The 13484-nt window shown below is 56.3% G+C and carries 12 protein-coding genes and 2 tRNA genes; 6 read left to right on the forward strand and 8 right to left on the reverse strand.

What is annotated here, in order from left to right; translation table 11 throughout:
• Position 1: 1 nt before the first annotated feature.
• Positions 2-1078: a lytic murein transglycosylase gene (locus KORLAC_RS10575; RefSeq protein ID WP_068306320.1), complete on the reverse strand. Its 1077-nt coding sequence runs from the start codon at positions 1076-1078 to the stop codon at positions 2-4.
• A gap of 182 nt (positions 1079-1260) precedes the next feature.
• A tRNA-Lys gene (locus KORLAC_RS10580) sits at positions 1261-1336 on the reverse strand.
• Between the two features lie 163 nt (positions 1337-1499).
• Between KORLAC_RS10580 and KORLAC_RS10585 the strand changes: the two genes are divergently transcribed.
• A complete protein-coding gene (locus KORLAC_RS10585; protein ID WP_068306322.1) occupies positions 1500-2981 on the forward strand; it encodes an alpha/beta hydrolase in 1482 nt (493 codons plus the stop codon).
• Here the strand turns inward: KORLAC_RS10585 and tgt are convergent, their stop codons facing one another.
• The 4 genes from tgt to coaD form a co-directional block, all read right to left on the reverse strand.
• Complete coding sequence (gene tgt / locus KORLAC_RS18805) at positions 2982-4124, reverse strand: tRNA guanosine(34) transglycosylase Tgt (RefSeq protein ID WP_068306323.1); 1143 nt, start codon at positions 4122-4124, stop codon at positions 2982-2984.
• A 3-nt stretch (positions 4125-4127) separates the two neighbouring features.
• The gene (gene queA, locus KORLAC_RS18810) at positions 4128-5162 is read right to left on the reverse strand and encodes a tRNA preQ1(34) S-adenosylmethionine ribosyltransferase-isomerase QueA (RefSeq protein WP_068306324.1); all 1035 of its coding nucleotides are present in this window, start codon (positions 5160-5162) and stop codon (positions 4128-4130) included.
• A 96-nt stretch (positions 5163-5258) separates the two neighbouring features.
• Entirely contained in the window at positions 5259-5747 is a 489-nt protein-coding gene (locus tag KORLAC_RS10600) for a peptidylprolyl isomerase (protein ID WP_206594922.1), read from the reverse strand.
• Positions 5748-5819: 72 nt separating this feature from the next.
• Positions 5820-6338, reverse strand: a complete 519-nt coding sequence (coaD, locus tag KORLAC_RS10605) for a pantetheine-phosphate adenylyltransferase (RefSeq protein ID WP_068306328.1) — start codon at positions 6336-6338, stop codon at positions 5820-5822.
• Between the two features lie 126 nt (positions 6339-6464).
• On the opposite strand from coaD, the gene KORLAC_RS18685 reads away from it, so the two are divergent.
• Positions 6465-7100: a LysE family translocator gene (locus KORLAC_RS18685; protein ID WP_068306329.1), complete on the forward strand. Its 636-nt coding sequence runs from the start codon at positions 6465-6467 to the stop codon at positions 7098-7100.
• A 58-nt stretch (positions 7101-7158) separates the two neighbouring features.
• Here KORLAC_RS18685 and gyrA read toward each other — a convergent pair whose 3' ends face one another.
• Entirely contained in the window at positions 7159-9918 is a 2760-nt protein-coding gene (gene gyrA / locus KORLAC_RS10615; RefSeq protein WP_068306333.1) for a DNA gyrase subunit A, read from the reverse strand.
• Positions 9919-10194: 276 nt separating this feature from the next.
• Between gyrA and KORLAC_RS10620 the strand changes: the two genes are divergently transcribed.
• Positions 10195-10284, forward strand: a tRNA-Ser gene (locus KORLAC_RS10620).
• 122 nt (positions 10285-10406) lie between these two features.
• The gene (locus KORLAC_RS18690) at positions 10407-10862 is read left to right on the forward strand and encodes a hypothetical protein (protein WP_139167453.1); all 456 of its coding nucleotides are present in this window, start codon (positions 10407-10409) and stop codon (positions 10860-10862) included.
• Between the two features lie 6 nt (positions 10863-10868).
• Here KORLAC_RS18690 and KORLAC_RS10625 read toward each other — a convergent pair whose 3' ends face one another.
• A complete protein-coding gene (locus tag KORLAC_RS10625) occupies positions 10869-11447 on the reverse strand; it encodes a glutathione S-transferase family protein (RefSeq protein ID WP_068306334.1) in 579 nt (192 codons plus the stop codon).
• 259 nt (positions 11448-11706) lie between these two features.
• Here KORLAC_RS10625 and KORLAC_RS10630 point away from each other — a divergent pair, with 259 nt between their 5' ends.
• Both KORLAC_RS10630 and KORLAC_RS10635 read left to right on the forward strand, forming a co-directional pair.
• On the forward strand, positions 11707-12045 hold the full coding sequence (locus tag KORLAC_RS10630) for a P-II family nitrogen regulator (protein WP_068306335.1): 339 nt from the start codon (positions 11707-11709) through the stop codon (positions 12043-12045).
• Positions 12046-12058: 13 nt separating this feature from the next.
• Entirely contained in the window at positions 12059-13417 is a 1359-nt protein-coding gene (locus KORLAC_RS10635) for an ammonium transporter family protein (RefSeq protein ID WP_068306337.1), read from the forward strand.
• The last annotated feature ends 67 nt before the right edge of the window (positions 13418-13484 follow it).

Raw genomic sequence — 13484 nt, forward strand, 5'->3', positions numbered from 1 at the left:
GCTAGTCCTTCGCGATTACGTCAGACAAAAGCCCGACAGCCAAAGCGTATTTGAAGGACGGGTTATAGCGCATGACCGAACAGAAGTTGCGGTACACCAAATAACCTTCATCATCCCCTTCGTCGCCGACAATCAAGGCAGCGGGGATAGACCTCGGCGGCAAATCCTTGCCGTTCAGGCGGCGGACACCCAGCTCCTGCCATTCCTGCAGGTCACGCCATACGCCCATGCTTTTATAAGCGGCACACCACCGGTCAGGCTGGATGCCATCGGCCTGGGTGCCCTGCAGGCTGGCTTCACCGCCTTTTGGCAGCTTGACTTTGCGTCCCCAGGTCTGGTCATCCTGCCAGCCGTATGACTTCAGGTAATGGGCAATGGATGCAAACACATCCGATTTGCTGGTCCAGATGTCCCTGTGGCCGTCGCCGTCATGGTCGACGGCATACTTCAGGTAATTTTCCGGCATAAACTGGGGTTGACCCATTGCACCGGCCCAGGACCCCTTCATCAGGTCAAAATCGGCATAGCCCTTGTCCAGAATTTCCAGAGCGGCGAAAAGCTCACGGCGGAACCGCGCAGCACGGCGCTTGTCGTATGCCAGTGTCGCCACGGCGTCGAACACCGAATAGCTCAGTGGCACGGTGCCATAATTGGTCTCAATACCCCAGATAGCTGCGATGAAGCGCGGCTGGACACCATAACGTTCGCCCGCGGATCGCAGCGCGTCAGCATGCTCCTTCATCATCAAGGCGCCCTTTTCCTTGCGCCAGTCGCTGACGCGACTTTTGAGGTACATGGCATAGGTCTGCTTGACTTCCGGCTGGTTGCGGTCGCGCTTGATAACCCGTTCAACCGGCACGATGGTTGGCAGCACCTGGTCAAGGGTTTCAGATTTGATGCCGCGCTCCAGCGCTTCGGTGCGAACACCGTCAAGCCAGGACTTGAAGGCGGCATCCTGCGCAGGTTCTGGTTCTGTAACGGCGGTCGGTGCGGCTTCGTCTGATGCGAGGCAGGCATGTGAAACAGATAAGGACAGGAAAACTCCCAGGACAGACTTCAAAACACGCCGTGTTTGCATCGGTGATACCGCTCCCTTTTCCGAGTGATTAAGTGTGTCTAGACTTTAGGCTGTCCTGCCCCTGAAATACAAGTCGAGAAAGGCGGCTTTTTCGAGGCAGTTTCAATTATTTCGCGGGAAAGAAGGTGGTGACGGCGGAAACGAAAAAAGGCTAGCGATATTTCACGCTAGCCTTTCGGAATTGGTGAGCCCGACAGGGTTCGAACCTGTGGCCTACTGATTAAAAGTCAGTTGCTCTACCAGCTGAGCTACGGGCCCTCACAAATTCGCTCTCGAGGTGTTTCCCCGGGAACGCGGCGGAACATAGGGGCATCATTCCGGACCGTCAAGCAAAAGTGTCACCTAAAATGAAATTTTTCTGACAGCCCTTCTATGCACCCCGGAATTGCGCCGATTTCAAAGGCAGGATAAGCTGAATTTCATGAAGAAATTTATAACGACAGCAGCAGCGATCACGTTTTTCCTAGGCGCTTTCTACAGCCCAGCGAACGCGTCCCTCATAAAAGAAAGTTCAGAACCGACGATATGTGACGGTAGCTTTCTGGCAGAAAGCGCAGAAGAAGCGTTATGTAGGTTCGCCGGATCCTTCCTTGATGTCTATCTCTTCAAACCGGACACAGCGACCGACACAATAAAAGCGCCTGTTCTTTACCTGATGGGTGGACCTGGAAGCCTGGTGGCGCCCCAGAGGAAAAGATTTACGGCCTTGGCGAAATCCACCGGTCGCGTGATTCTGGTACCTGCAGTTGCGGACGGTCTGCAACAACTGGACTGCCACAGCGACAATGCTGCAGAAGCAGTTTGGGGCATCGCCCCCGACCCAGCTGACGCGGTCATTTACGGCCGTGAACAGCATGCCGAAAAAATGGCGCGCTGTTTCGGGCAAATACAGGAAACCTTGTCATCCGGTGTGGCTGATACCCTCGGGACTGACAGCATCGCAATCCAACTGCAGCGCCTGCGGCAAGATATGGGCATTGAGGGCTGGCATCTGTTTGCCGAATCGTATGGCGCCAGGGTCGCGCTTGCCTTGGCCGCACGCGATACGGCCGCCACACTGACACAGACGTTAGATTCGCCAGAGACGCCATGGGTTGAGGGCTTCTGGCACACCGGTGAGAACTTTCATGCGGCGCTCAAGGCATTGAGCGGCTATTGCAGGGATCATTTCTATTGCCCGGGCAAAAGAACGCGTTTGGAGCGCGACCTCCTGAAAGGCATTGCCAACCAGAACGCAGTGACGGGAGAGCCTGTTGCGCTTAAGGACATCAGGACCGGTCAGATTGATGCCTATGCCCGACCAACCCGGGAACAGCTCCTGATCAGTAGTTTCCATGCGCTGAGGTCTCCTGCCCGCGCCGCTATACTGCCCTATATCGTTGCGTCCCCCGACCATATGCGGGAACGCTTCGGCCTGCTCTTGGATCAGCTTCTGTACCCAGGGGATGGCCTGAACACCGGGATGCACCACCTGATCCGCTGCCGCGAGCTTCCCATGCAGCAAATGTACAGGGCGCTGGAGGATGACAAGCTCAGGCATCCGGATATGGCACCGTTCCTCAGCTACCTGGCGTGGCGCCAGGACTATGCATGCCGATCATTGGGGGTAACGCCACCTGCGCGTTTCGACACGCCTTCGCTGCCCGACGTGCCCACATTGGTTTTAAGTGGGGAGCTTGACCCGGTGACGCCACCAGATGTGGTCCAGGCTGCGTTCGCGACCAAGTCAAAGTACGCAATGCGCCGTTACAGGTCCCTTGGGCACGTTACCCATGCCCAGAAAGTGTGTGTGCTTAAAGATGTCATCAGTTTCTGGGATGCACCAAAGGCCCGCATGGCCCGGACGGCATGCGGCAGCGATGACTTGTCGCTCAGATTCTACTCACCGGTCGTCGTCCGCTAGTTAAAGCGGGTCAATATCCCCAAGGGCATAGGTCTCGCGGAAATTGTTTGCATGCTCGGTCAAACGGCCGTCGCTGATTGCCTGCCTCAGGCCGGCCATCAGGTCCTGATAGAATTGCAGGTTATGCCACGTGAGCAGCATGGCACCCAGGATTTCGCCCGCGCGGATCAAGTGATGCACATAAGCCCGACTGTACTGCGTACAGGCCGGGCAGGCACAGCCTTCCTGAATGGGACGCATATCGTCCTTGTGGCGGGCGTTCTTCATGTTGATGGCACCGCGCCAGGTAAAGCCCTGTCCTGTGCGCCCTGACCGGGTTGGCATCACGCAGTCGAACATATCGATGCCGCGTTCAACCGCACCCACAATGTCGTCTGGCTTGCCGACGCCCATCAGGTAGCGCGGTGTCTCTTTCGGCATGCGTGGCATAGTGAAATCAAGCACCCGGAACATCATTTCCTGGCCTTCGCCCACGGCCAGGCCACCAACAGCATAGCCATCGAAACCGATTTCCTGCAGCGCATCAATGGAGCGGAAGCGCAGGTCTTCATAAACACTGCCCTGAACGATGCCAAAGAGTGCAGAGCGGGCTGCATGGTCTGTGCCGCTATCGAACCCGTCACGGGACCGCTGGGCCCAGCGCATGGAAAGCTCCATGGACTGCCTGGCCTGGTCTTCGGTGGCGGGGTACGGCGTACATTCATCGAAGCACATCATGATGTCAGACCCCAGCAGGCGCTGGATTTCCATGGACCGCTCAGGCGTCAGCAAAATCTTGCTGCCGTCCAGGTGCGACTGGAAGGTCACGCCCTCTTCGCTCATTTTCCTCAGCTGCGTCAGGGACATCACCTGGAACCCACCACTGTCAGTCAGTATCGGCCGGTCCCAGTTCATGAACTTGTGCAGGCCGCCCAGCTTGTGTACGCGCTCAGCTGTGGGGCGCAGCATCAGGTGGTAGGTGTTGCCAAGCAGGATATCCGCGCCGGTGGACCGGACACTTTCGGGCATCATGGCCTTAACCGTCCCCGCCGTCCCCACTGGCATGAAGGCGGGCGTGCGGATGTCGCCGCGCATCATCTGGATGGTACCAGTCCGGGCTGCGCCATCGGTGGCGTGGATGTCATATTTGAAGCGTTCGCGCATGGATCACCTTTTCTCGGGATACAGCAAGCTGCTGTCGCCATAGGAATAGAATCTGTATTCGGCCGCAATCGCGTGCTGATAGGCTGCTTTCATGGTCTCAAGGCCAGCAAAGGCCGATACCAGCATGAAAAGCGTGGATTTTGGCAGATGGAAATTGGTCATCAAGAGGTCCACGCCTTTGAAGTGGTATCCTGGCGTGATGAAAATATCTGTGTCGTTGGAGAACGGATGTATGACACCGTCGTCGGTTGCCGCACTTTCAAGAAGCCGGAGCGATGTGGTGCCTACAGCAACAATCCGGCCGCCGTTCGCACGTGCGTCATTAAGCGCCGCTGCAACCTCGGGGGTGATTTCGCCCCATTCACTGTGCATCTTGTGATCTTCTGTGCGCTCGGCCTTCACGGGCAGGAAGGTCCCTGCCCCGACATGCAGCGTGACTGTGTGGCGCTTGATGCCTTTTGCGTCCAGGGCCGCCAACATCTCAGGCGTGAAATGCAGGCCTGCTGTTGGCGCGGCCACAGCGCCATCTTCGCGGGCGAACACGGTCTGGTAATCAGATTTGTCGCGCTCATCCACGCCGCGCTGGGATGCGATATAGGGCGGCAGCGGCATCACGCCGTGGGTCTCGAGCGCCGCCGTCATGGCGGCCGGGTCCACATTGAACTTCAGCGTACGCTCGCCGTCTTCACCGACATGGACCACTTCTGCCTGAAGGCCTGTGAAATCAAGCGTGTCGCCGAGCCGACATTTCTTTGCGTTCTTGGCAAACACGCGCCAGGTGGTGGCGTCTTCCCGCTTATGGAGCGTTACCTCGACCTTGGCTTCGCCGCGCTTTCCAGTGAGACGCCCTGGAATGACCCGTGTATCATTGGTGACCAGCACATCCTTTTCGGTCAGTTGGTCGATCAGGTCACGGACGCCCGCGTCAACAAGCGTGCCGTTGTTGACCAATAGCATGCGTGCGGCATCGCGCGGCTCTACAGGCCTAAGCGCGATCCGTTCCTTCGGCAGGTCAAAATCAAAAACATCTACATCCATGGGGCGGGCTTTTATCGGAAGTCGAGACAAAGGACAAGCGGCAACAAAAAAGGCACCCCCAATGAGGTGCCTTCCCTGCGTGCCATATGGCTATACTTATTCTTTGACGTCAGCCGCAACCTGCATGCGAACGATCTTGCTGGGGTTGGCCGGTGGCTCACCCCGGTTGATCGCATCAACATGCTCCATGCCGGCCACGACCCGGCCCCAGGCGGTATATTCACCATCCAGGAAGGAAGAGCGGTTGAAGCAGATAAAGAACTGGCTGTCGGCGCTGTCTGGTGATGCGGCGCGGGCCATGGAAACCGTACCGCGCATATGTGGCAGGTCGTTGAATTCGGCTTGAATGTTCTGGCCGGAACCACCTGTGCCGGTGCCAAGCGGGTCACCGCCCTGGGCCATGAAACCTTCGATCACACGGTGGAAAATGAGGCCGTCATAGAAGCCTTCACGCACCAGCTGCTTGATCCGTTCCACATGTTTCGGGGCTTTGTCGGGGCGCATGGCAATCACCACACGACCGGATTCCAAATCAAGATAAAGGGTGTTTTCTTTATCCAGTTCCATTGCATTTGAGTCGCTCATGAAGCCCACCATCATTGCTAGTAAAATAAGAATACGTTTCATTTTAGATACTTCTATTCGCTGAAACCTGACCTATTGCGCCCGCTTGGATTCGGCAACCCGTTTCACAACGGCTGCAGCCACATCAGCGGGAACAAAGCTTTCGATCTTGCCGCCATAACGCGCGACTTCCTTGACAAGGCGTGAGGCAATTGTCTGGTAGCGCGGGTCTGCCATCAGGAATACGGTCTCGATGTCCGGGTTGATCTGATAGTTCATGCCCGTCATCTGGAATTCATATTCAAAGTCAGCCACGGCGCGCAAGCCGCGGATGATGATGGAAGCGTTCACGCGCTCGGCAAAATGCATCAGAAGTTCGTCAAACTGAACGACTTCAAAGTCCACACCAGCCTCTTCCGCCAGTGGCCGTGCACCGCAATCCACCATCTCAACGCGCTCTTCAAGCGTGAAGAGCGGGTCCTTGCTGGGGTTGGTTGCGACACCGATAACCATCTTGTCCACAAGGCGCAAACCGCGCTTGATGATATCAAGATGCCCATTGGTGATTGGATCAAACGTGCCTGGATATACGCCTATTCGCTGTTTGGTCACAGCTACTCCCCAAGAAAAAGTCTTGCAATATCGTTGCTTGCCAGCAACATTCCCGAAACTGCCCAAAAAAACAAGGGCCAAGTGCCATTTAGAGCACATTCAGACGCTGTCGAGGAACTTTTTGTTATGGCTTTGCCTGTTGACCCCCTTCTTTTCTGGCTGTTTGTTGGTGCTGTGACGCTCCTGGTACTCACTCCGGGGCCGATTGTCAGTCTGATTGTCGCCGAAACGCTGAACGAGAGCCCCAAGCATGGGTTTGCCGTCGTGGCTGGTGCCGAAGTTGTCGGTATTGTGATGCTTGCTGTGTATCTGCTTGGATTTTCCGCCATCATCGAGTTTCTGTCAGATGACGTCTTGACTGCTGTGCGCTATGGCGGCGCTGCCTACCTTGCTTATCTGGCCTTTAAGTCTTTCAGAAAAAATGACAGCGGAGACGACCCTAAAAGGATTGTGGTCGAGCGCACGCCGGCAAAAGCCTTCAAGGCAGCCATTGCTGTAGCAGCAACCAATCCCAAGGCCATTCTGTTTTTCGCAGCATTCTTCCCGCAGTTTATCTCGCCTGATATGCCTGCCATGCCGCAGTTGATCACGCTATCGATTGTGTTTGCCGTTCTGGCCCCGCTGCTGGACTGTGTCTGGGTGCTGGCTGCTACCGGCGCGCGGGAAATCCTGCGGCGCAAAGGCTCGGTTTCCCTGATTGGCAAGATCTCCGGCACCATACTGGCGGTTGGCGCCTGCGCCCTTCTCCTGATCAATAAATAACGCCCGACCTACAGGATGAAGGCCGGGCGCTAAAGTATTAATTTAACTGAAGATTGCTCTATTCGGTTTCTGGAGTATCAGGCCCATCTTCGGTTGCTGACGCCTCTACTGCTTCAGTAGCTTCGCCCTCAACTGCACCTTCTTCACCCTCTTCGTCTTCTTCAGTTTCCTGAAGCTTGGCGACAGACACGATGTGTTCGCCTTCCGCCACCTTGAATAGGGTTACGCCTTTGGTGTTACGCGATGCGATACGAACGTCATGAACAGGCGTCCGGATCAGTTTGCCGTGATCCGTTACCATCATGATCTGCTCGTCAGCCGTGATTGGCGACGCCATCACAACGTCACCGATTTGTTGGCGCAAGCGCTCGTCAGATGGCACGTTCCAGATGCCCTGCCCGCCGCGGTTCGTCAGGCGGTATTCATGGCTGGATGTGCGCTTACCGAAGCCCTGGTCCGTCACTGTCAGGATAAACTGTTCGCAGGCTTCAAGTTCCGCCATACGCTCATCAGGCAGCGTTTGCTCGCCCGGTTCTGCTTTCCAGGGAGCAGCCTTGAGGTAGGCATCACGTTCTTCTGTCGAAGCATCCGTGCCGTTGATCACGCGCATGGATACCACTTCGTCGCCCGCGCCGAACTTCATGCCGCGCACGCCAGTGGATGTCCGTCCCGCGAACAGGCGCACGTCGGTTGCTTTGAAGCGGATCGCACGGCCTTTCTTGGCGGCCAGCAGCACATGATCGTCTTCGGTGCATACATCAACGCCAATCAGCTTATCGTCTTCCTCAGAGAAGCGGATGGCGATCTTGCCGTTCGACATGACGTTGGAGAAATCAGACAGTTTATTACGGCGGACGTTACCGTGTGCGGTCGCGAACATAACCTGCAGGTCACCCCAGCTGTCCTCGTCTTCCGGCAGCGGCAGGATGGTTGCGATGGTTTCGCCCTGCTTCAGCGGCAGCAAGTTAATCACCGCCTTGCCTTTGGACTGCGGCGTGCCAAGCGGCAGCTTCCACACTTTCATCTTGTAGACCTGGCCGAGGTTCGAGAAGAACAGCACCGGCGTATGGGTGTCGGCAACAAAGACGGTGGAGAGGAAATCCTCATCCTTCGTTTGCATGCCGGACCGGCCTTTACCGCCACGGCGCTGCGCCCGGTAAGTCGACAGTGGTACACGTTTGATGTAACCGCTTTGCGTTACTGTCACCACCATGTCTTCTCGTGCGATCAGGTCTTCGTCATCGAAGCCTGTGATGGCGTTCATGTCGATCTCGGTGCGGCGGTCGTCGCCAAACTCGGCGCGTACAGCCTCAAGCTCGCCGCGCAGCACTTCGTAAAGTTTTACGCGGGACTGAAGGATTTCAAGGTATTCGCGGATCTTGAGTGCCAGTTCCTCGAGTTCGCCGCCGATCTCATCACGGCCAAGCGCTGTGAGGCGGTGCAGGCGCAGGTCAAGGATGGCTTTGATCTGGGCTTCAGACAGCTGATAGGTGCCGTCGTCATTCAGATGGCTCATCTCATTGATCAGCTCAAGATACGGCAGGATTTCCGTGGCGTCCCACTTGCGGGCAGCAAGCGCTTCGCGCGCCGCAGCCGGCGATGGCGCCGTCCGGATGGTAGCGACCACTTCATCGATATTCGCAACAGCCGTCACGAGGCCAAGCATGATGTGCGCGCGGTCACGTGCTTTTGCCAGTTCGAATTTGGTGCGGCGGGTGATCACTTCCTCACGGAAGTCGATAAAGGCCTGCAGCACGCGCTTAAGCGAAAGCTGCTCAGGTCGGCCGCCATCAAGCGCCAGCATATTGATGCCGAAACTGGTCTGAACTGGGGTGAAACGATACAGCTGGTTGAGAATCACGTCGGCCACACCGTCGCGCTTCAGCTCGATCACAACGCGAACGCCGTCGCGGTCACTTTCGTCGCGGATGTCAGAAATGCCTTCGATCCGCTTCTGCTGAACGCACTCGGCGATCTTTTCGATCATTGAGGACTTGTTCACCTGGAACGGGATCTCGGTAATCACGATAGCCCAGCGGTCCTTGCGGATTTCTTCAACATGCGTGCGGCTGCGGATCGTGATCGAGCCCTTGCCGGTTTCATACGCCTGGCGAATGCCGCCAACGCCCATGATGATGCCGCCGGTTGGGAAATCAGGGCCCTTGATGTGTTCCATCAGGCCCATGGCGTCAATTTCAGGATTGTCGATAACCGCGAAGACGCCGTCGATCACTTCCCGAAGGCTGTGCGGCGGGATGTTTGTGGCCATACCAACAGCAATACCGGTGCCACCGTTTACCAGAAGGTTCGGGAAACGCGCAGGCAGAACAATCGGCTCATGCTCGCTTTCGTCATAGTTAGGCTGGAAGTTGACGGTATCCTTGTCGATGTCCGCGAGGATCATCGAGGAAACCTTGTCCATCCGGGCTTCGGTGTAACGCATGGCTGCCGCACTGTCGCCGTCCATGGAACCGAAGTTACCCTGGCCGTCAACAAGTGGTGCGCGCATGGAGAAGTCCTGCGCCATCCGCACCAAGGCGTCGTAAATCGCGCTGTCGCCGTGCGGGTGATATTTACCCATCACGTCACCGACGATACGCGCCGACTTGCGGAACGGCTTGTTCCACTCATAGCCCTGTTCGTGCATGGAGAAGAGAATGCGGCGGTGTACCGGCTTCAGACCGTCCCGCACGTCCGGCAATGCCCTCGATACAATCACGCTCATGGCGTAATCGAGGTACGATGCCTTCATCTCATCTTCGATGGTGATTGGCTGGATATTCCGCTCTTCCGGCGTAATGGGTGTGTTATCGCTCACCAGCTTCAGCCCCTTGCTTGTGCGGCGTCCAGATCATGACACCGCGGTCCCCGAAACAAATAAAAACTCAAATATATAGTCAACACGCGCACGGGTACCCCCGATATATGGTGTGACTGAACAAACTTGTCTAACAAGTAAGAGGCCCGTGTGCAAGGCGGGAAGGCCCCTTTTCCACAGGCTTTTTCCATATAGATGAATTTTCCCGATAATTGGGCTGGACGGACAGGAAAACAGTCGCTAAAAAGCTCCCCAGTTTTCGACTTATCACCATCTGGGCAGGTGGCAGAGCGGTTGAATGCACCGGTCTTGAAAACCGGCAAGGGTGCAAGCCCTTCGTGGGTTCGAATCCCACCCTGCCCGCCATTAAAAAGGTCACCTTCGGGTGGCCTTTTTTATTGCGCTCTGAAATGATGACACTTCCATTCAGCCCGGGTTCAGGCAGCTTTGCCATCATGGCTGCAATGAAAACAAGTGTGAGAAAGCCAATGAAGAAGAAATTGACGACAGCAGGTTTGGTGATTGGGCTGGCTGCCAGCCTTACCGGGCCGGCGACACAGGCAGCCGATAAGCAGGAAGTCTGCAGCTACTATGGCAACGTCGGCGCTGCGGCGATCGACTTTCTGATGCCGTTGACCTTCGCTGAAGTTGTGGAAATGGTGTCCGGCAAAAATAAGGATCTGCTTGAGCGCATGTCCAAGGCAGTTGAGCGGAAAGGCAGCGCCGATGTCAAAAAGGCGATCCGCAGTATGGGTGACGGCAGCCTTGAGCTGATGGGCGAAGCGGCGGGGCTGCACGGCTTCCAGTTAGTCATGACCGGCCAGGCCACGGACGGGCAGGAAGTTTTCGGCATGCTTGCCAGCCGCTGCATGGAAGCGGGCCCCGATGCCATCATCGAAGCCCAGCGCCGTGCCCGCGCCCTGCAGGCGCCGGACAACAATTAAGAGGGCCTAGCCTGTAAGGCCAGCTTTGACGCGCGCCAGCCAGCGTTTGATTGCCGGCCGACCGTCCAGGGAAAAGCCGCCCTCTTCCGCGAACTGCGTATAGGCCAGAAGCGCGATGTCTGCGAGCGAGAGTGCATCCCCAACCAGATAGTCATGCTTGCTGAGCCGCTTTTCCAGGCGGTCCAGCGCAGCATCGCCTTTTTCGATGAGGTTTGGGTCAATTTCTTTCAGGGGCGTGCCTTTGAGTGCCACCAGGAAGCGCACCACCGCAATGGCCGGCTCATGGCTATATTGCTCCCAAAACAACCATTCATCCATCTTGGCCTGTTCCCACTCGTCAGAGGGGATCAGGCTGCTACCGCGCGCCAAATAGCGCATGATGGCATTCGACTGGGCCAGCATCCGTCCGTCATCAAACCGAACCGTGGGAATTTGCCCGGCCGGGTTCATCGCCAGGAACTCGCGCGTGCGGGTGACACCAGAGAGGACATCCAGCTCTTCCCATTCATATGGGAGCTTCAGAAAGTCGCAGACATATTTGACCTTGAGGCAGTTGCCCGAGCGGCTATCGCCATAGATTTTCATGTTTTTCCACCTGTCGAAGTTGGCTTTTTGTTAGTGCGCAGCATACCACTCCGTTTTCCGTGCATAACGCGATATTTCGCCCTGCCTCCGTTAAGCTCATCTAACTGATTAAATTTTGTGCAATCGATATTTTTTGTGCATAAATTCGCATCAGCAATTTTCGTAAAGCTCCTGAAACCGTTGCTATCCTTATATTTCAACAACTGGCACGGAACATGCTGTTAAGGCTCCCGAACGAGACCAACCATAGGGAGTTGTCATGAAATACATCATCGCGATCATTAAGCCGCACCGGCTTGATCCAGTTCGGGATGCCCTGGCGGAAATCGGCATCAACGGCATGACCGTAACCGAGGTTCAGGGCTATGGGCGCCAGCGCGGCCAGAAGGAAATTTATCGTGGTGCCGAATATGAAGTTCATTTTCTGCCCAAAGTAAAACTCGAAGTTGCCACCGATGACGGTGTGGCGGCGCAAGCCATCGAAGCAATTCAGCAAAGCGGCCATACGGGCCAGATCGGCGACGGCAAGATTTTCGTGCTCGACCTGAATCAGGTGATCCGTATCCGGACCGGCGAAACAGATTCGGCTGCGCTTTAAGGGAGCATTATCAATGTTTGAAAAATCGACACTCAAAAAGCTGGCTCTCGCTGGCCTCGGCGCGACGCTGATGACAGTTCCTGTTAGGGCTGAAGTCTCAGGCGAGACCGCTTATATCTTTAATACACTTCTGTTCCTGATCGGCGGCTTCCTGGTTATGTGGATGGCAGCCGGCTTTGCAATGCTTGAGGCGGGCCTTGTTCGCTCCAAGAACGTTGCTGACATCTGCGTCAAGAACGTATCGCTCTATGCTATCGCCTGCATCATGTGGATGCTGATGGGCTACAATCTGATGTATATGGATGTGTCCGGCTATTTTGGTACCTTCTTCTCACTCTGGTCGCCTGATGATGCAGCTGCACTCGCTGAGGCCGCTGAGCATGACCCGGCGGGCTATGCCGCAGGCTCTGACTTCTTCTTCCAGATGGTGTTTGTGGCGACCACGGCTTCGATCGTGTCCGGTACAGTGGCCGAACGCATCAAGCTGTTCCCCTTCTTTATCTTTACGGCTGTTCTGGCAGGCCTGATCTACCCGATCCAGGGGTCCTGGGAATGGGGTGGCGGCTGGCTGAACTCTGACGGGTTCGTTGAAACCTATGGCTCAGAGTTCGCAGATTTTGCCGGCTCCACGCTTGTGCACTCCACCGGTGGCTGGGCAGCCCTTGTCGGTGCCCTGATCCTGGGTCCGCGCCTTGGTCGTTATTCGGCTGAAGGCAAGGTTCGCCCAATGCCTGGTTCAAGCCTGCCGCTTGCCACACTGGGTACCTTCATCCTGTGGTTCGGCTGGTTCGGCTTTAACGGCGCTTCCCAACTTGCTATGGGTTCAGCGGCTGACGGTATCGCCATCTCCAACATCTTTGTGAATACCAACATGGCTGCTGCTGGTGGTGCGTTCGCGGCAATGGTTACGACCAAGCTTGTTTACAAGAAAGTCGACCTTTCAATGGTGCTGAACGGTGCTCTCGCAGGCCTGGTATCCATCACTGCAGGCCCAGATACGCCGCTTCCGCTTGAAGCTACGCTGATCGGTGCTGTTGGCGGTGTCCTGGTGGTGTTCGCGGTACCGTTCTTTGACAAGCTCAAGATTGATGACGTTGTTGGTGCTGTGTCCGTTCACCTCGTGTGCGGTATTTGGGGCACGCTGGCTGTTGCCATCACGAACCCAGACATCACCTTCATGGCTCAGCTTGTCGGCGTTCTGTCAATCGGTGCCTTTGTGGTTGTTGCAAGCGCGATCGTATGGCTTGCGCTCAAGTACACCATCGGCATCCGCCTTGCTGAAGCTGATGAAGAGCTTGGTTCTGACCTCGCCGAACTCGGTCTGGAAGCTTATCCGGAATTCGGCAAAGGCTCGCAGAAGCTCAGCTTCTAAAGGCCTACCTCTTTAACCTCGGAGCCCTTCTCTCCCTGGTAACCTCGGCAGTCGCGAGTTTTCGCGG

The sequence above is a fragment of the Kordiimonas lacus genome, from assembly GCF_001550055.1.
Taxonomy (GTDB): Bacteria; Pseudomonadota; Alphaproteobacteria; order Sphingomonadales; family Kordiimonadaceae; genus Kordiimonas; species Kordiimonas lacus.